Consider the following 20,022-nt stretch of genomic DNA (forward strand, 5'->3'; position numbering starts at 1 on the left):
GTCCTGTGAGTCTGTGCACTTTTCATGGCAGCCTCAGATGGAAGACGCAACTAAATTCCCTGTTGAAAGTGCGCTAACTTCCAACAATTACCCCGGTACCCGCGGTTTACCTCTATAACTCTCTTGCGTTGTTCTATGAAAATCTTGTAAGATGGTAAGTGTATTAAAATAAGTTAACTACACCTAGACAAGTTAATAGTGTTCCTGTCGGCATTGACAACAGGCCAGGTCCCTCCAGGCGGGGCGTTTGGGCGTGACATAACCCAGGCGAACGCCTCGTCAGGATCTGTTGGTGGAGATGTCGATCCCTCCTTCTAGTAGACACAGGATGAATAATGATTAACAGTCAAACTGCTAAATTGTTGCGGCGTTGGATCGTCGCTGGATTAGCTGCTGCATTAGCCCTGGCATGGACTATCACCACCTTGGTAGCCCCCTCCCAGGCCTCCGATACGGAGAATGCCCAATTAGCAAAAGATTTCAAAGCCGTAGAAACCGGCATGAATTTCCAGGAGCAAAAGGACGGCAAGTGGGATATTGCTAATCCCCCGTTCGCCTTTGCGGATCTCGGTAGTTTCTACTACAAACAGTTCGTTCCCAATAACACCGATGCTCAAAAGCGTACTTGGTTCGCTGCCCGAGATCAGGCGAACTACTGGCAGCTTGGCGGCGGCGTTAGCTTGAATGGCGAGAACTCCAGCTATGTCTCACCCTATCTAATGGTGAAAGACCCGAGTTCGGTGAATTGGGATGTCCGTAGCCAAGGTGCCCGGCAACAGGCTCCCGAATATATCACCAGCGCCCTGTGTGTGCAGCCCGGTGTGGGCATGGATCGCTCCTGGCTCGATCCGGTCAAGCCCGGTCATAAAAATCACGCGCTTAAAGTTGCGATTGATGCGAATGAAGGTGTCGGGGTTGTGGGCAAGTACGACCATCGCCTGGTAATGGATCCCGAAATTCAGACACAGCTCAAAGCACTAGCCTATTTGTACAATGGCGGCGATCGCCGGTTGATGAATGTCGATACCCGATTCCCGGCAGGAAAAGACTTTTACGAACAGAACAAGATCCTGATTGAGGAACACAAAGCGGCTCTGCAACTCATGAATCAGGTAAAGGGCGCGGAGAAGAATGCAGTCGCCCAAGCGATGATTTGGGCGATTGAAACCAGAACTCCGGCAAACCGGATTGTTATTACCTACGCGAATAATACGGTAAACAGTAGGCTGACAGCTATCGCGCAGCAGCTGCTACCCCACATCCAAAATATTGCTAAATCGGAAATTAAGATGTGGCAGGCCTATCAGGCACTGAAAGATCAGCAGATCGCGAATGAACAGGCCTACAAAGAGGCTTTGGCTAAATGGAAAGCGGAAACCGCTGACAGTATGGCCAAAGATGAAGCTGCCTACCAAAATAATAAGCAGCTACTGGAATCGATCAAGCTCAGCGTTACCCGCGCCGATGACACTCACTTCCGGGTAAACCTGATTGGTAGCTCAGAGGCCATTGCCCTGTTACAGCAGGCTAAGGGTAGCCTGCAGATCAGCGGCTCGGATAACTTAGTGCTGCCCGCCGACACCTCCATCGCCAAAGCTGCTTCGCCGGGCGGGATTTTAGTGGGCGTTAAATTTGATGACGCTGCCGCTTGTTCCGGAACTGTCCAGAAGGCAAATATCAATGCGTCCTTCAAGGGTAGTATCGAACTTACTCGTACCTACATTTTCAACCCTGATAAAACTGTTTACGTTGACTTCCAGTCCCAGGTGAACCTCGGCAAATATGCAGTAGCCGTTTCCGGTTCTGCCTCCAGTTCTTTCGAATTCACCTCTACCTGCCCGGTGGCTCCGGAGCCTAGCATCGGCACCACTTTGGAAGGCAGCGATGGAGCTAAAACAATCGATACTGCTGGTAAAGCCGATACCGATACCGTGACCCTTATCGACAAGGTAGCCTTTAAGAATCTTAAGGGCGGACAGAACTATGTCATTAAAGGTGAACTGGTAGATGGTGATGGCAATAGCGTTGGAGTAACTGGCGTCAGCGATCCTTTCGATCCCAAAGCCTCTGGTGCTAGCGACAATGGCAGTGGCTACTATTCCGGAACCGTCAACATTAAGTTCCAGGTACCAGTAGCTAAAATCCGTGAAAACGCGAAACTGGTAGCTTTTGAGACCCTATATCAGGGAACGAATCCAGAAAGTGGCACTAAGGCTGCCGAGCACAAAGATAAGACGGACGAAAAACAGACCGTAACCGAGAAACCCCGCATCGGTACCAGTGCGAAGGCACAAGGTGACTCCACCGATGAAGGTAAAGTAGCGGTACCGGAAGAAGGTAGCGACGTCCTCATTAAAGACACGGTCACCTGGAACAAGTTGAAGCCCGGCACCTACACCCTCAGCGGACAGCTAATGAAGAAGGTAGGCGACCAGGTAGTGCCCGTACCGGGCACCAATGCCTCCAAGAACTTCACCGTAAACGCGGGAGAGCTAAAGGGCACCCAGGAACTAACGTTCACCCTGCCTGCTAAGCAAATCGAAGCTGGCGCCTCCTATGTGGTTTACGAAAAAGTATTCAAAGGTGCCGACAACACTGCTGGTATCCTCGTGGCATCCCACGAAGATCCCAACGACAAGGGACAGACCGTCTCGGTGAACCCGAAGCAGCACAAGCTGCCCACCATTGAGACCAAAGCGTGGGTACGCGACGACGGAAACTCATTAATCAGCTCGGTTGAGGCCGATGGTCAAGACTTCAAAGTCAAAGACCAGATCACTTACAAAGACCTCAAACCCGGCACCTACACTGCCTTCGCTACTCTGGTTAATAAAGATAACCGCGAAGAAATCATTGCCAGTGGACGGCAAGTCTTCACCAACGGCAGCGAAAATGGCTCTACTTTGGTAGAGCTGACAGTTCCTGGTTCCAAGGTAAAGGCTGATGGCAAGTATGTGGTGTTCGAGCGCATCTACCAAGGCGAGCAAACTAGCGAGCCCAGCGGTGAACCCTACGCGAAACACGAGGAAATCACCGATGGTTCCCAAACCATTACCGTAACCCCGAAGAATCCGGTACCCGCCGAGTTCAAGATCGTTAAAAAGACCGTCGGGGGCAACACCGATAGTGATCGGGCATTCGACTTCGATGTAAGCTGTGACGGGTTTAAGACCACCGCCACCGTGTTGGTGCGCAAAGGCAAAACCCAAGGCGAGACCACCGTCTCTAACAAGGCACTAACCAGCGGTATGAGCTGCCAGGTAAGCGAACGGGCAGTACAAGATAACCAGAATACGGTGAAAGTTAAGTTCTCGGGGAACGGGATCAACAGCGACGGTACCGTTGCGAAGTTCAACCTAACCGAGGACAACGCTAAGACCGTCGTGGTGACTGCCACCAACACTTACACGCCGAAAGAAGCAAAATTCACCGTTCGCAAGAACGTAGAAGCAGCCGGGGTAACCCACTTCAGTGTGCCGAACTCCTTCGACTTCTCCTACCAGTGTGACGGCGACGCTTCCTGGAAGGCCATACCTAGCTTGAAAGCAGGCGAAACCTCCGCGGCCATCAAAGTAAAGCCCGGCGTAACCTGCAAGATCAAGGAAAATAGTGCGACCCCGGAGAACTTGGACCGGCAACTGCAATGGCAAGGCGCCCAAAGCGTGGCCGACGGAGAAGCAACCTTCAAGGCTGAAGCTGCTAACCAGCTCGCCCTAGTTGCCACCAACACCTACACCGAGAAGACCGGGCAACTGGAAATCTCCAAGCAGGTAGTAGATGGAACCGCCGGTGCAGGCACCATTCCTGGCACGTTCGAAATGAAATACATTTGTGCCACCGGACAGAAAGCCGAAAGCGTAACCAAGAAGCTTACCTCCATTAGCGTAAACAAAGGTGGAAGCGCAACCATCACTGGTATTCCAGTTGGTTCCCAGTGTGCAGTCTACGAAGATACCACCGGTATCAACGTACCGAACACCACTTTGACCACCACGTTTAACGGTAAAGCGCCTCAGCAAGTAACTATCGGGGGGCAGGTACTGCACAACGCGGCACTATCCAACCCGATTAAAGCCGGCGAAAGCCAAAAAGCTACCATCAGCGTAGAAAACAAATACGTAAACCAAAAAGTTGGTGGCTTCGAGGTAGAGAAGCTAGTCGCCGGAGTAACAAACCCCGGCACCGTCCTCAAAGACGTAGCCTTCGACTTCGGATACTCCTGTGAGATTCCTGGCAATGCACATGCGGTTAAAGGCAGCTTCAAGCTCAAGCATGGTGAAACCTTCACCAGCGCTGACCCTGCCAACCCGCAGCTAAATAACCTGCCCGTAAACACCGTATGTAAAGTATGGGAAGAAACCCCTAAGTCCAGTGCAAATGCTGACTATGTAGGTTCTGAGCTACGGGCAAGTGCCACCAACGGTGCGGAAGTAACCGGAACCGACGGGAAACTAGAACTGACCATTAAGCTGAACAAAGCTGCAGCAAAAGCCAAGATTTTGGCTACTAACCAGTACAGCCAGCAGCTCGGTGGGTTCACTCTGAAGAAAGAAGTTCAAGGCAGCGCTGACCAGGCTCTGGATATTCAGTCCTACAAGTTCAAGCTGACCTACATGGACGGCACCAACACCCACGTGAAGGAGAAAACCATTCCTGCGGGCGGTGGTTCCTACTCCTTCTGGGGAGTACCGGTCGGCAGTCAAGTTCAGGTGGAAGAACTCGGCGCTATTGACAGCAAGGGTAAGTTCATTCCGGTAGACGAACTGTCTACTGCCAAAGTGAAGCACTCGATTAGCTGGAACGGCACCCAGGATGATTCCTCTACCGCGTCCGCTAACATCTTCACCATCAACAAAGCGATGACTGAAGCACAGTGGAAAGAAAGCGGTAAGCAGGCGAACGTGGTAGTGAAAGCTACCAACGCCTACAAGGAGATCGAGCAAAAAGGTACCTTCTCCGTGCAGAAGACTTCGGTGAAGGTAGCCGGTGAAAGCGCTGATAAGGTAAAGGATCTACCCACTAGCTACAAATTCACCTATGACTGCTCCGATGGCACCCACGGTAATATCCCCAACGTGAAACCGGGCGGTGAGCCGGTAGTGGCTCCCGCACAGTTCCGGGCAGGTACCGTCTGTACCGTAACTGAGCAGCAAGTCTTACCTAAAGGCACCAATGCCCAGACCGTGAGCTGGACAGTTGACGGTAAAGGCAAAGGCGTAGGTCCGGCCGCTGGAACCAGCGCGACTGTAACCATTGGTTCGGACGCGAAGACTCCGGTTGCCGTGCAGGCTGCTAACGAATATCAGACCCCCGATGAACCGAAGATTGCTACTGAGCTAAAGGGCGAAGGACGCGATGGCAATATCGACCTGGTTGAGGACGCGGATCACACCTACACCCTGACCGATAAGATCAGCTACTGGAACCTTGAGGTCGGCAAGACCTACAAGTTCTCCGGTGAGCTGGTAGTACCGAACGCGGATAAGACCGATGCCACCCGCACCGGAATCAAAGCCGAAAAGACAGTCACCATTACCACCCCAAGCGGAGTAGTGGAACTGCCATTCAAGCTGACCCAGGCAGATGTAGCCAAGTACTCGACGCTAGTCGCGTTCGAAAAGCTAGACCTGCAGGTCGAAGGCGGATTCGAACCGGTCACTAAGCACGAAGACCCCAAGGACGACAACCAGACCAAGCAGGTCAATCCCTGGATCGCCACCGTGCTTACCGATGAAGGTGGAAACAAGCAGATCGATACTACCGGTAAAGCCGATAGCGATCACGTAACCCTGGTTGACACCGTGAAATACCGGAACCTAGAGGCCGGTAAGACCTACCACTTGACCGGGAAACTGGTCGATGGATCCGGAAACCCGATCGGGGTCAGCTCCACCTCCAAGGCATTCACTGTTCCTGGCGAGGCTGGAACCCTCCAGTCCGGTGAAACCAAGATGACCTTCCGGGTCACAGTGGGGCAGATCCGTCAGAACGCGAAACTGGTGGCATTCGAATACCTCCACCCAGGGCAACCGAACACCCCCGGTGATGAGACGGTAGTCACCAAGCACGAGGACCCGAATGATGAAAATCAGACGGTAAACGAAGGGCCGCGGGCGGCAACCACTGCTCAAAGCTCGACGGGTACCAAGGTATTCGACGCTAAGACCCCGGCCAAAGTGCTGGACCGCGTAACTTGGTCGAAACTGCCTGCCGGAAACTACGTGCTGGTTGGCACCTTGATGGACAAGGGAACCAAACAGCCGGTACCGAACGTAAATGCGGAAATCGTGAAGTTCACCGTTAGCAGCGGCGAGCTAAAGGGTATCCAAGAAATGACGTTCACCGTTCCCGCAGAGCAGGTGAAGGCGAACTCGCAGTTCGTAGCCTTCGAGAAGATTTACCGTCAGGGCGATGTCGATGAAAACGGCAACGTTAAGGACGGAAAGAAACCAGTTGTTGAACACTCTGATCTCAATGACAAGGCCCAAACCGTAACCACCGGTGAAGAACCGCAAAGTCCGGTAACCCCGACACTAACTTTGCAGAAAGTTGTTAAGAGCGAAGGACTAGAGGTTCCCTCCACCAAGGCGTTCACCTTCACCCTGAAGTGCTCCAGCCCGATTGACGGAAAATCCAAGCAGCTGACCTACCAGGTTACTGCTGGATCCAAGATCTCGCTGCCCTACGTCAAGGGAGCCAACTGCACCCTTACAGAGGATCGCGAAGCTGCCAAGGTAGCGGGCATTGCCCCCTCCCAGGTATCCTTCAGCGCAGATTCCGAGAAGATCGGTCTGATCAGCTCTGAAAACTCGGCCTCCTTCAAGATGCCGGCAGAAGAGCTGACCGAAGTAAACGTAGTGTTCACTGCGACCAACACCTACCCGACGCCGGAGAAGCCCACCGTGGCGACCTCCGCTAAAGATGCCAACGGCACCAAGGGTATGTATGGCCAAACCAAGCAGGCCAACCAGGTTTATGCTGGAATTTCCGCCAAGATCGTGGACGAGGTATCCTGGGCGAACCTGCTGCCTGGCGACTACGTCCTCATCGGTAAACTGATGGACAAAAAGACCGAAAAAGCGGTAACTTCCTACACTTCCACCCCGGCACCCTTCACGGTGAAAGAGGGCCAGAAGAACGGGAAGCTGGATAACACCTTCACCGTCAGCGGTGACTCTCTCAAGGCTGGTAGCCGCTACGTGGTTTACGAATACATCTACCGCGCAGGTGATGTAAACGGCACAACCCCGAACAATGGCGCCAAGCCGGTCGTGGAACACGCCGTAATCACTGACGCGGATCAGACGGTAGAGGCCATCACGCCTCCGACTCCGCCGGCCGCGAAAGTGAAGATCATCAAGAAGGTAGAGGCCTCGGGTATGGAAGTATCCAACAACCGCCCCTACTACTTCACCTTGAGCTGCCGTGATAAGGACGGCAACGCCGCAGGCGATAAGACCTTGCTAGTACGTCCAGACAAGGCTACCGAGGTAACCGGTTTGCGCAGCGGCTACGTCTGCTCCATTCACGAGGATCTCAATGCCGCACTCGAGCAACAGGTAACACCGTCAGTCTCGCTGACCAGCGGAACCAACGGTTTCAGCGTGCAGCAGGACTCCACTGCAGGATCGGCACACTTCACCGTACCGGCGGCTACCGACGAGGTTCCCGAGGTACTGGTGAACGTGACCAACACCTACAACAAGATGGGCAAGCCGGAACTGCAGACCAACGCGGTAACCGATAACGGTACTTCAACCGTGCAGGCAGGAACTGCTACCACCGTGACCGATAAAGTCACCTGGAAGAACCTACCTGAAGGTAAATACCTGCTCACCGGTAAACTAATGCACATTACGGATAACAACGCTGCTCCGGTAGCGGGAGTTACCAATGAACCAGTGGTAGTGGAAATCACCAAGGACAACTCCGCGGCGGGTAGCACCACCATGAAGTTCAATGTGCCAGCCGGGACAATCGGTCAGGCCGGAAAGTACGTAGTGTACGAATACCTGTACAACTATGAAGATACTGACGGCGAAAATCCGAAGCCGAACACCTCCACCGTGGTTTCCCACAATGACCCCAGTGATGATGCGCAGACCGTGACCGTTACCGAGGCGCCCTCGGTAAGCACCACTGCCACCACCGATGGAGCCAATGAAAAGGAAATCCAAAAAGGTAAAGCTGCGGTAGTAACCGATACTGTTAACTGGAAGAACCTGCCTGCTGGCAACTACCAGGCGCTGAGCGAACTGGTAGACGCCAAAGGCAATCCGGTTGCCGGAGCCACCACTAAGGCGGTTCCCTTCACTGTCAACAATGGTGAAGAGGCAGGCAGCGTGACTACCAAGATCCAGCTACCGGCAAGTGCTACCACAACAGTTGGAGCAAAGTTCGTAGTGTTCGAACGGATCTACCGCGCCAGCGATGTGGATTCTAAGACCGGACGTCCCGCTGAAGGCGCTCAGCCGGTAGTGTCCGAACTGGATCTGAACGCTATCAACCAGACCGTGCGGGTAGTTGAAAGTCCGAAGGGGCCGCCAGCTATTACCTTCACCAAGGTAACTGAGAAAGTTCTCGACGGTGAAGTTCCGGATAAGGATCGTAAGTTCAAGTTCACCATCAGCTGTGACAAGAACTTCGGAGGAGCATTCGAATTCGATATGCCTGCCGGAGTATCCGCGGGACTGCCTGCAGACAAGCAGCTGCAAGTAGGCACGGTATGTACCTTGACTGAAATGCTGACCGATGAGGCGAACCCCGACGGGATTCTCCCCAATACAATCAGCTTCAGCTCCTCGGATCCGGCGATGACGGTTTCGAAGATTGGCAAGCAAACCGCGCAGTTCACGGTGCCCGATGTAGATACCAAAGTGGTTCCCGAGATTCAGGTAACCATTACGAATACCTACAGCAAGGACTTCCCAGAACTAGGAACCATTGCTCGCGACAACGCCGATCAGGACAAAGTCCTCAACCTTAAGAAGGGCGAGAACGCTCAGGTACAAGATGTTGCTACCTGGAAGAACCTGAAACCGGGCAAGTACACCATGATCGGTACCTTGATGGACAAGCTGACCGGTAAGCCTGTCGTGGGCTCTAACACCCCGGCGGTTGACTTCGAGGTCAAGAAAGGCGAAAAGACCGGAACCATCTACGCGCTATTCACCGTGCCGGGAGACAAGATCTCCACCAAGGCCAGTTGGGTAGTATTCGAGCAGGTCTACAAGGCTTCCGATGTTAAAGATGGCAAGGTTGTGGGTAAAGCTACTCCGGTAGTGGATCACTCCAACCTCGAGGATGCCGATCAGACGGTTCAGGTAACACCTCCGCCGGCCTCACAGGAAGAAAAGACTCCGGAGATCGCCACGGTTGCTAAGAATGGCACCACCTACAATGACGGAACCAAGGATCCGAACCTAGGTAAACCGGTATTGACCCCAGGTCAAGATGCGGTGATCGTAGATACGGTCAAGTGGAAGAACCTGGAGCCTGGTGAATACACCATCACCGGAACCCTGATGGACAAATCCACGAACGTTCCGCTCACCTACCTGGATAAGGACGGTAAGCTCCAAGTGGCAGCTACAGCTGAACGCGGATCCTTCACCGTCAAGAAAGGTGAAACTGCAGGAGAGGCTAAAGTCTACTTCACGGTTAAAGGTGAAGCTATTCAGGCTAATAAGCAATACGTAGTATTCGAAGATCTGTACAAGACTGCGGATATTAAAGACGGAGAGCCTAGCCCTGGCGCTAAGAAGGTAGCGCAGCACCATGACATTAATGATGCTGCTCAGACCCTGAGCGTCGAGAACCCGACACCGGGGACGCCTCCAGAAACTCCGGAAACCCCCAAGACTCCGAACACTCCGGGCACTACACCTCCCGGACCGACTCCGCGAACCCCCTCCGGGTTCCGGGGAGTGGTGAGCACGGTTCTAGCTAAGACCGGCTCCACCACCGGAATCATGGCAATGACCGGTGTTCTAGCAATGGTTGCGGGAGTTGGATTAGTACTGATCCGCCGCTACCAGCGCGAAGAACTAGAGGACTAGGAAAGACATACAACTAAATAGCTAGAAGGATCTCGGGGTCGGAAGCCAAGCTTCCGGCCCCGAGTGCTATATATCCGCGCTCCCTTTCGGGTGCATAGATCGCGACCCCCGGGGGTGCCGAGGTGTCCGTGAAAAGTAGGCCTGGCTCGGTGAATGTGGTGTCTGCGTGGGCAAAAGTTTTTCCTCCTGCCCAGAGTTCGGGAAATACCTGTGGTATTTCCCGAACTCTATGCCCACCGCACCCACTCGGATAAAACTTTTGCCCCCGCTCCTCCAGTCGTTCCTGTTTTTATCGGCCGTGACCCCGATGCTTCGCCAGAATTACGTTTTCATGTTCACGTTTCCGCGGTCTTATCCCACCCGAAGGGGAGCGCGGTGAGAGGTAATAAGATGCCCTACCTGCAGTAAAAAGCAAGTTCGCACTACTCATTTGCCGAACCAATATGCTTCGCTGCCCGCTTCCCACGCCCCTGCTTTTCCACTATCTACACAGCAACCTCACCTGAAGCTCTTCTGACTTTACGCAAATAAGGCTTAGACTGAACAGCCCAACCAAAACCGCCAACCAAGACACCTCTAACAGCGTAAATCCAAAAGAAAATCCCCAAAAACTTCACGAGTCGGGGTAATGTCCCGTACTCGCATCCAGCTTCATAAAATCACCATCATGTTTCAAGCACAATAAAATTTGCGCGGTCTTGTAAAATAAAAGACCGCGCAAATTTCTATTTAGATTTTCTTATTCTGCAACCGGGTCGAGGGTAGGCAATTCACTCTCGTCCCTACCGTCTTCTGGTCGAACCGTGGCAGGATTAATTGCAGCTTGAATTCTGCGTGGAAGGTTCAGCCCGACAGAGAGAATAACTACGAGCGCACCTCCAACCGAAATAGTTGCCAAGGCTATCCCCAAGGGAACAGCAGATGAGATGGAAGCTCCCACGATTGGTCCAACTGCACCCCCTAGGGCACCAACGTTATAGCAGAAGCCTAGCCCCGCAGCACGCTTTTCAATAGGGAAGTAGCTAGAGACCCACTTGGGTGCAAGTCCCGAAATGCCTTGCCCAAACATTTGCTGGAAGAATAACAAGATACCGATCAGGACTGCATACTTTCCCCCGACCATAAAACAAGGGAATACTAGGACTTGGGATAAAAGCAGGGAGATTACGTACCAGCGGCGCATTCCTAGTTTGTCGCCAAGGAATCCCGAAAGAATATAACCACACATATTGCCGAGGTTGGCATACGAAACGATAGCCGCTACTAGTCCGGCATCCATAGATAGATCGCTCTTCAAATATGTCGGCAATAAACCAAGAATTGGCCAGGTGTAGATGAATGAGCAAAAAATCGTCAACATAATGGCAACGCCCACCGCCCAACGGGTCGGATCGGACTGGTAAACAAACCACACGAAAATCCCCGCACATACGAGTGCCAGCAAGGTAACTAACAGTCCGCCATGAACAATGCTCGTGAAAATTAGGAGTAAGAGAGTCAAAGCTAACACGGTAAGTAGATAATTAACTACCCGATTTTTCCCCCTGTAAAGGATGGTAAGCATATTTCCTTCATGCAGGCGTTCATTATCATCGGACTGCTTAACACTTTCCCAATCCTCAGCCTCTGGAAGGCGACGGCGCATATATAAAGCTACAAGAATCGGAATCATTCCGGTTAGGAATAGTGCACGCCACCCCCAGTTGGGATGCCAACTGTCTACCCAGGGCACAAGCAAACGGTATATCTGTGCTGCAAGAATCGATCCAACGGCGTAGCCAGAAAGCATGAAACCCGAAGCGCGGTTGCGCATACGAACTGGCCAAAGTTCAATAATATAGGTCGCAGAAGAGGAATACTCTCCCGCCATAGCAAAGCCGATAAGTAAACGCGCGAGGAAAAGAACCGTCCAATTTGGAGCCAGACCACACATTAAAGACCCAATTGTGAACAGAAGAATCGAAGCAATCATCGCAGGTTTACGTCCATGCTTGTCTCCCATAGCGCCCAGAACTAGTCCGCCAAACCACCGGGAGATGAATGCGGCGGAAACCAGGGCGGTTCCTTCAACAAGTGTCAGACTGAAAGTGTCGATAATCTCGGAAAGCACCAATGATATTAAGACAAAATCATATCCGTCTAGCACCACTCCAATCCAGGCGGCGAAAAACGCCTTCCAACGTTGTGCCCCGATTTCCTTATACCAGGGTATTTTCTTTGTTTGTTGAGACATTTTTATTTCTCCTTTGAAACGTCTATTAAAAGGTTTGCTGGATAGCGCAAAAGGCGAGTGTTTTTTAATAAAAAGAGCAAGAGTACAAGCTGCATTCAGCTGATAGTTGAGTTCGATTCTTTAACCCAAGCCAGAGGAAACGAGGTGAAGAAAACTCCTTGCAGTTCTCTCTCCCACAGGAGACCAATCGTTCCATCGGGCATTTGGGTCATACATTGGTATACATAGTGCCGCGGGTTAAAGACTTTGTTATGCGGCCATGTTAATCCGTCATCATAGGATAGCCGCACGACCCCCCGTCCCCTGAAAGGGAGAAGCTGGGAAGCATTCGCAAACAGGATTGCCGGCTTTGAATCCTCATCGTAGACCCGAATAGCGTTCGGCTGCGAAAATATTTCAGGTATTTGTTCAACAAATGTGACTTCTCCCCAGTTTTCGCCACCGTCATCGCTTATTGCGTGAGCAACTCGACCGCGGGGATTCAGATTCCTCATCCAGACGTGGACAGTGCCGTCTTCCCCTTCTACTAGGACAGATTCGTGACAGTAGGCTCGCTCGTCCTCGAGATTTCGGGCAAATACTTCTTTTCCGTCAACTACCCGGCCATCGTTCGGCGATTGCCCACGATGCCAAGTTTCGCCACCATCATCGGAATAGGCAGCTGCACACGAAAATGCCAAACCGCTCTCATGGTTGAAGTAAATCGGAACCAAGATTCGTCCCTTGTGCTTTCCAATCTGAAGCTGGATTCCATTCCCCGGGGAGGTTCCACAAAAACGCATCCACTCCTCTTTAATCTGAGGAGTCAGGTCTACAGGGGCGCTCCAGGTTTCCCCATCGTCATCACTAAAAACCATGAGCAAGTGGCATGAGGGATGTTCGAATAATGATTCGTTAGAGTCGACTCCTGGCGCTAGATAGATATTTCCAGCTGGTTCGCCCTGAACTGTCACATTTCCATGCTTGTCTACAAGGTAGTTAGTGGATGTGCCGTCTAAGTTGTTAACTATTCCGTCATCCATCAGGTGATACTCGTTGCCATCACGGTCGTGTAGAATTTTAGTGCCATCTTCCGAGTATCCGGTGCCAACCTTGGCGTTCGGCTGCCCGATTCCGCCGGGAAAGTGATCGATCAGGCAGATCACGCGACCTGATGATTCATCTTGTACGAGGACGGAGTCAATAACCGAGGCTCCCAGTCTTCCACTTCCCGGGTACTGGAGTACTGTCTGAGGATCTGTCCAGGTCTTACCATTATCCAGACTACGTCGAATAACAAAATTAATGTCGTTCGGACTGTCGTTTGCGATACTTACTCGCTGGTCGGCGCCTGCGAGAACCACTCCTGATTTGCAGGTGATAATTGAGGGAATGCGGTAATTCTTAGCACCCATCAACCCCGTATCGAAGAGTGCTTGAGTTACTAAAGGGGCAACACCAGCTAGTCTTTTTATTTGATGGTCAGTCAGAACCTGTTGATAGATCTCTGCTGAGGAGACTTCTCCGAATAGTTTGGTTCCATCCAGATCCTCTCCAACTAGGACGTTTTTCAGATTTCCAATATCGTCGAAGAAAACTGCTCCTGGGGAATGAACTACTTCGTATCCATCTACGAATATCGTGGTAGCGCCCCTTCCGCTTACGAGCACGAGCTCATGAACCCTTCCATCATCCCAGTGTCCCGGCGCCGTAATTTCAGCAATAACCTCGGTATCTACCGATGCATGGAAATAGAAACTATCCCCTTGTTCGATACCTAGACGCATAGCGCCTTGCGCTCCTTCAGCAGCCATGATCACACCAAACTGACCTTCGCCACGAGTGCGGAATTTTGCCCGCACGCTTCCCTTGGTAAGTCCACTAACTTTGCGCACATCCCAAGGTGATAACGCAGAGCCACCAAACTCTACAACCGGGTTTGGTGTGCGTGCTATTGAAAGAGGAAAATCTGGTTCCGTTTGACCAGCCCAAACCGCGAAGTGTATGACCTTGTGGACACCTTGGGGATTGATTATGATGTCCTCGAGTTCAATCTGTGAAAACCATGATGGCAGGGAGGTTGAGAATGCTTCGTAGCCGTCGAAGAATAGGTGCATACCAGATTCGTTCGATGAAAGAGCCACCGAGTGTGCGAAACCGTCATCAATTCCGGGTACATCTTCGGCGTCAATGATTCGGTGTTCGTGTCCGCTACGTACAAATCCGGTGATTTGCCCACTAGAAATATTGAGCTCAATACAGCCGTTTTTCCCATTTGCTCGGAAAATACATCCAGGCATTGTCGTTGCTAGATTAATGTCGATAATACCGCAATCATCCTGTTTAACGAGGGTGCACAGCTTACTGTTATCTACGGGTTGTCCGTTTGTAGAGAACCTTTCTTCCAGATCCTGCGTAGCGTCTTTGCGACTCATAATCTTGCCTCCTTGTATCAGTTATCGCCAGTTGCGTTAAAGTTTTATGTAATCGGTGACTGCTCGCCTGACTGGTATGTCCAAATTGATGGATTCTGCTGCAAAATATCTCGCCTGATTGATCGTTTACAACAGAGTCATGGTGTATATCTCACGTAGTCCCTGATGGGAATAGGTGAGATATACAAATCTAACTACCCGACATCGTTGTCTTCCATTCCATAAATTACGTTGGCGGATACAAGCTTACAATAAACATAGGACGTCTGACAAATAACTTGAAAACGATAGCTAAATAGCGCGATATTATTAAAATTAAATAATAGATGTATAAATATTTAACTAGGTGTCTGATGAATAACTGAATTCATAGGTCTCTTCTTTATCTATGGACGCTGATAACCAAACTTATGTAGGCTCTAGACATCCTTGAAACGTGGTTTAATATCTAATCGGGTATTAAATCTGAAAAGTGGTAAGACAATGCCCTCCCTGCTTTGGGCAGGGAGGGCATTGTTAACTATTTGAATGACTTACGGGTTACTTTTCAACCTTGTCTTTTACTGCGTCAACGGCTTTGTCGGCTTTATCGGCTACGTCCTCGGCCACCTCTTTGGCCTTGTCCTGAGCCTTTTCTGCAGCTTCTTGCGGATCGAATTCGCTCACTTCTACATCCTCCCAGTATTCTTCTGCCCAGGGATCGTCAACTGGTTGCGAACGCCGGTACAGTACATACCCAATGCCACCGGCTACGGCAGCTAGTACCAGGAATAGTAGGGTCTTACGCCCCCGCTTGGGCTCCGGTTTACCAAATGTTTCTGCTGATTGTTTCTTCACTTGCTTAGCAGCCTCCTTCAAAGACTTCTCGGAATGCTTCTTTACCTCATGGAACTGGTCACGCACATTGTCTACCGCATGTTCTACACCCGGTACTAGTTCACTGCTCACTTTTTCTTGCAGATCTTGAGCGCCCTCAAGAACAATATCTTTCCCTTGGTCTGCCAAACTCCGTGCCTGTTTTAGCAGCTCATGCGGGCAGCATTTCTTCATGTTCGCTCCTTTGTCTTAGGCATACCGAAGCGCTCCGCCTCGGTAGCGACAGCTTGTACTCTCTTAGTCTAAACGTTACCGCCTAGCTTGTGGGAAGAATAGTCCCAGATTTAGCTACTGTTCGGTAAGCTTGAGTGTCGGTAATTTGGCTTTCATGAAAGGATAAGAACTATGGAAGCAACAATTCACACTTCAAAAGGCGACATTAAAGTCGAACTATTTGCGGATAAAACTCCGATTACGGTAAACAACTTCAAAGGTTTAGCCACTGGCGAGCGCGAATGGCAAAACCCGGCAACCGGACTTAAATCCAATGAACCCCTTTATGACGGGGTGATTTTCCACCGCGTCATCCAAGGTTTCATGATTCAGACCGGCGATCCCCTAGGCACCGGCACTGGCGGCCCCGGTTACCGTTTCGGGGACGAGATCGTACCGGAACTTAACTTTAATGAACCCTACGTGCTAGGCATGGCCAATGCCGGCCCGGGAACCAACGGATCCCAGTTCTTCATCACCCAGGTACCCACCGAATGGCTAAACGGCAAACACACCGTATTCGGAAAAGTAACTGACCAGGCCTCCCGCGACGTGGTTGATGCGATTGCCGCGGTGAGCACCGACGGACGTGATCGTCCGCTCGATGACATCACCATCGAATCCATCGAAATCAGCTAATAAGCTGTGGCTTGCGCCAATTCAGCGGTGGCAATAAAAAGCATCGGGATAGATGACGAACTCTAAGCAGCGCGTCAATATAATCAACGCTCTCATCATTGCCTGCGGGATTGTCTATGTGGCTTCCTGGTTGGCTCCCAGCCTGGTAGAGCAGTTTCTGTTCTATCCTGGCTTGGGGTTCACCCAGCCCTGGCGGTTTTTGACCGCTGCCTTCTTGCATGGCGGGATCGTGCATTTAGCGTCCAATATGGCGTTCTTGTACATCCTGGGTGAGCTCGCTCGCCGGGTGATGAGCAACTATCAGATCCTACTGATCTACCTGCTCTCTGCCTGGGGAGGATCGCTCGGCACCCTGGTGTGGGCACTCATAACCGGGCAGCAGCAGGCGGTAGTCGGCGCCTCCGGAGCAGTGTTGGGATTATGTGCGGGAGTATTCGTCTACACCCGCAACCTACACGGCTCCTCCAGCGCTCTGGGTGGGTTGCTAATAATCAACTTGCTGATCGGGTTCGTGATCCCTAATGTGTCTTGGCAAGGACATTTAGGGGGTGCCCTGGTGGGAGCACTTATCGGATGGGCGTTGCACCTGGTGGCTGTGATCTCGGGTAGACGGGGACGGAAAAAACTGGGGACAGGCCTGCCGGACGTGGTGGATCGACAGCGCGCCACCGCCACCGTTAAACGCACGCAAATCATCGGAAATATACTGGTCACCCTGCTATCAGTAGCGTTACTGCTGGTGATTACCGTGGCCTGCTATATCTGAGAAAAACCATCCAACCCGCTCTGGGGGAACCCCTAAGATTCCAAAGGTGGTCCCCTGAGTCCGGTGGGTGACGTATTTCCTCGCTGCGACGTCCTCGTCCTCGTAAAAAAATAACCTTAGCCGGTAGTGAAACCAGGCGAGGGCACGGGTAAAAACCTAATAATGTACATAGTGGAGTCAATTCCCTAACCGAAAGAATCCTCTCCAAAGGTCAAGGAGTAAAATGTTCGAACGCTTTACAGATCGGGCGCGCCGGGTAGTGGTGCTGGCGCAAGATGAGGCGCGCAGCCTGGAGCATAACTATATCGGCACCGAACATATCCTGTTGGGGCTGATTCGCGAGGGCGAAGGCGTAGCCGCGAAAGCCCTGGAAATGGCGAACATTTCCCTCGAGGGCGTGCGCGATCAGGTCATTGAGATCATCGGCAAGGGCGAGAACGATTCGAAAGACCATATCCCCTTTACTCCGCGTGCCAAGAAAGTCTTAGAACTGTCGATGCGGGAAGCGCTGCAGTTGGGACACAACTATATTGGTACCGAACATATCCTGTTGGGGCTGATTCGCGAGGGCGAAGGCGTCGCGAACCAGGTGCTCACCAATCTGGGCGCTGACCTGGGAAGTATTCGCCAAAACGTGATTCATTTGCTCTCCGGATACCCGGGAGCGGGGCAAAATGAAGCAGGCGGAGAAACCGTGGGGGTGGGCACCGGCACCCAAAAGCCGCAAAAGTCAGGTTCAGCCATCCTCGACCAGTTTGGACGGAACCTTTCGGAGGCGGCGCGGGAAAACAAACTAGATCCGGTGATCGGGCGCGTCAACGAGATGGAAAGGGTCATGCAGATCCTTTCGCGGCGCACCAAGAACAACCCGGTGTTGATCGGGGAACCTGGGGTGGGTAAAACCGCAGTAGTAGAGGGGCTCGCGCAGGCGATTGTGCGCGGAGACGTCCCCGAAACCCTTAAAGACAAGCATATTTACTCCCTGGATATGGGGTCGTTGATCGCCGGATCGCGTTACCGCGGCGACTTCGAGGAACGCTTAAAGAAAGTTCTGAAAGAAATCCGCACCCGCGGGGACATTATTCTATTCATTGACGAGATTCACACCCTGGTGGGGGCAGGTGCCGCCGAAGGCGCGATTGACGCGGCCTCGATCCTAAAACCGATGCTGGCGCGCGGGGAACTGCAGACCATCGGGGCTACCACCACCGAGGAATACCGTAAATATATTGAAAAAGATGCGGCCTTGGAGCGGCGTTTCCAGCCGGTGCAGGTAGAACAGCCCAGCGTGGAAGATACCGTAAAGATTCTGACCGGTTTGCGGGATCGTTACGAGGCACACCACCGGGTAGTGATTACCGATGACGCGATTCGGGCGGCGGCCTCTTTGTCTGACCGCTATATTTCGGATCGCTACCTGCCCGATAAGGCGATCGATTTGATTGACGAGGCCGGGGCGCGCCTGCGGATTCACCGCATGACTGCACCCCCCGAGATTCGGGAAATGGACGAGAAAATCGATGAGGTGCGCCGCGATAAAGAAGCCGCGATTGATGCCCAAGACTTTGAGAAAGCCGCGCGCCTGCGTGATGAAGAAAAGCAACTTGGTGAAAAACGCGCCCAGCTGGAGGCCGACTGGAAGTCGGGAGAAGGCGACCGGATTGGCACTGTTGATGAGGACTCTATTGCGGAAATCCTGGCAATGTCCACCGGTATCCCGGTGTTTAAGCTGACCGAAAAGGAAAGCGCGAAACTGCTGCATATGGAAGATGAGCTGCACAAGCGGGTTATCGGTCAAAACGAGGCAGTCAGCGCCCTCTCGAAATCTATTCGCAGGACGCGCGCGGGGCTTAAAGACCCGAATCGGCCTGGCGGCTCCTTCATTTTTGCCGGGCCCACCGGTGTCGGTAAAACCGAGTTGGCGAAGACCTTGGCAGAGTTCCTCTTTGGTGACGAGTCGGCGCTAATCCAACTGGATATGTCGGAGTTCGGGGAAAAGCACACCTCCTCCCGCCTATTCGGGGCACCTCCCGGATATGTTGGTTATGACGAGGGCGGGCAGCTTACCGAAAAGGTGCGCCGCAAGCCCTTCTCAGTGGTGCTCTTTGATGAAATCGAAAAAGCCCATGCCGATATTTTCAACACCCTCTTGCAGGTGCTTGAAGATGGGCGGCTCACTGATTCTCAAGGGCGGATGGTGGACTTCAAGAACACTGTAATCATCATGACCACCAACCTGGGCACCCGCGAAATCAATAAAGGGGTGCAAACCGGTTTCCAGGCCGATAATGACCAGGTCGGTTCCTATCAACGGATGAAGAATCGGGTACAGGAAGAACTCAAGCAGCAGTTCCGTCCGGAGTTCCTCAACCGGGTAGATGAAGTAATCGTGTTCCCGCAACTGGGGATGGAAGAAATCCGCGAGATTGTGGACTTGATGATCACTAAACTGCAAGAACGCACCCAAGAGCAAGATATGACCCTAAGGCTCACCGATGCGGCTCGCGAAGAACTAGCCACTCGCGGTTTCGATCCGGTACTGGGGGCACGTCCTTTGCGGCGTACTATCCAGCGCGATATCGAGGACGCCCTCAGCGAAAAGATTCTGTTCGGAGATATCGAGCCGGGTCAAGAAATCGTGGTCGATGTGCGCGAGGGCGAGGACGGGGAAAAGGAGTTTACCTTTAACGGCAAGTAGACCGCACCTACTCGTCCCCCGTAAGTTGTCCCTCCGATATATTTTCGGTGTCCCTAGTCGTGCCTCGGTACAGGGATAGTTAAGCTGTAAATGAGGGTGACTTTAAAGCTCTGCTGAACCCTTGT

The 20,022-nt window shown here is 52.2% G+C and carries 7 protein-coding genes; 4 read left to right on the forward strand and 3 right to left on the reverse strand.

Annotated elements, in window-relative coordinates:
* The first annotated feature begins 335 nt into the window (after positions 1-335).
* Positions 336-10,058 (forward strand): VaFE repeat-containing surface-anchored protein, encoded by a 9,723-nt coding sequence (locus tag L0M99_RS05195; RefSeq protein ID WP_238127990.1) that lies wholly within the window; start codon positions 336-338, stop codon positions 10,056-10,058.
* Between the two features lie 739 nt (positions 10,059-10,797).
* Here L0M99_RS05195 and L0M99_RS05200 read toward each other — a convergent pair.
* From L0M99_RS05200 to L0M99_RS05210, 3 genes are all read right to left on the reverse strand, one after another.
* Positions 10,798-12,291, reverse strand: a complete 1,494-nt coding sequence (locus L0M99_RS05200) for an MFS transporter (RefSeq protein WP_024060029.1) — start codon at positions 12,289-12,291, stop codon at positions 10,798-10,800.
* Positions 12,292-12,386: 95 nt separating this feature from the next.
* Positions 12,387-14,705 (reverse strand): exo-alpha-sialidase, encoded by a 2,319-nt coding sequence (locus tag L0M99_RS05205; protein ID WP_238127991.1) that lies wholly within the window; start codon positions 14,703-14,705, stop codon positions 12,387-12,389.
* 540 nt (positions 14,706-15,245) lie between these two features.
* Positions 15,246-15,755 carry a hypothetical protein gene (locus L0M99_RS05210; protein ID WP_238127992.1) on the reverse strand — a complete coding sequence of 170 codons (510 nt, stop codon included), beginning with the start codon at positions 15,753-15,755 and terminating at the stop codon, positions 15,246-15,248.
* A gap of 171 nt (positions 15,756-15,926) precedes the next feature.
* Here L0M99_RS05210 and L0M99_RS05215 point away from each other — a divergent pair, with 171 nt between their 5' ends.
* From L0M99_RS05215 to L0M99_RS05225, 3 genes are all read left to right on the forward strand, one after another.
* Positions 15,927-16,433 (forward strand): peptidylprolyl isomerase, encoded by a 507-nt coding sequence (locus tag L0M99_RS05215; RefSeq protein ID WP_238127993.1) that lies wholly within the window; start codon positions 15,927-15,929, stop codon positions 16,431-16,433.
* 52 nt (positions 16,434-16,485) lie between these two features.
* On the forward strand, positions 16,486-17,199 hold the full coding sequence (locus L0M99_RS05220; RefSeq protein WP_024060033.1) for a rhomboid family intramembrane serine protease: 714 nt from the start codon (positions 16,486-16,488) through the stop codon (positions 17,197-17,199).
* A 223-nt stretch (positions 17,200-17,422) separates the two neighbouring features.
* On the forward strand, positions 17,423-19,897 hold the full coding sequence (locus L0M99_RS05225) for an ATP-dependent Clp protease ATP-binding subunit (protein WP_024060034.1): 2,475 nt from the start codon (positions 17,423-17,425) through the stop codon (positions 19,895-19,897).
* Positions 19,898-20,022 lie beyond the last annotated feature (125 nt).

The organism is Varibaculum cambriense (assembly GCF_022133705.1).
GTDB classification, from domain to species: Bacteria; Actinomycetota; Actinomycetes; order Actinomycetales; family Actinomycetaceae; genus Varibaculum; species Varibaculum cambriense_A.

What these genes read in the sequence shown, in the direction of transcription:
- L0M99_RS05195 (WP_238127990.1), top strand. Translation starts at nt 336, where the DNA reads ATGATTAACAGTCAAACTGCTAAATTGTTGCGGCGTTGGATCGTCGCT.
- L0M99_RS05220 (WP_024060033.1), top strand. Translation starts at nt 16,486, where the DNA reads ATGACGAACTCTAAGCAGCGCGTCAATATAATCAACGCTCTCATCATT.
- L0M99_RS05215 (WP_238127993.1), top strand. Translation starts at nt 15,927, where the DNA reads ATGGAAGCAACAATTCACACTTCAAAAGGCGACATTAAAGTCGAACTA.
- L0M99_RS05210 (WP_238127992.1), bottom strand. Translation starts at nt 15,755, where the DNA reads ATGAAGAAATGCTGCCCGCATGAGCTGCTAAAACAGGCACGGAGTTTG.
- L0M99_RS05200 (WP_024060029.1), bottom strand. Translation starts at nt 12,291, where the DNA reads ATGTCTCAACAAACAAAGAAAATACCCTGGTATAAGGAAATCGGGGCA.
- L0M99_RS05205 (WP_238127991.1), bottom strand. Translation starts at nt 14,705, where the DNA reads ATGAGTCGCAAAGACGCTACGCAGGATCTGGAAGAAAGGTTCTCTACA.
- L0M99_RS05225 (WP_024060034.1), top strand. Translation starts at nt 17,423, where the DNA reads ATGTTCGAACGCTTTACAGATCGGGCGCGCCGGGTAGTGGTGCTGGCG.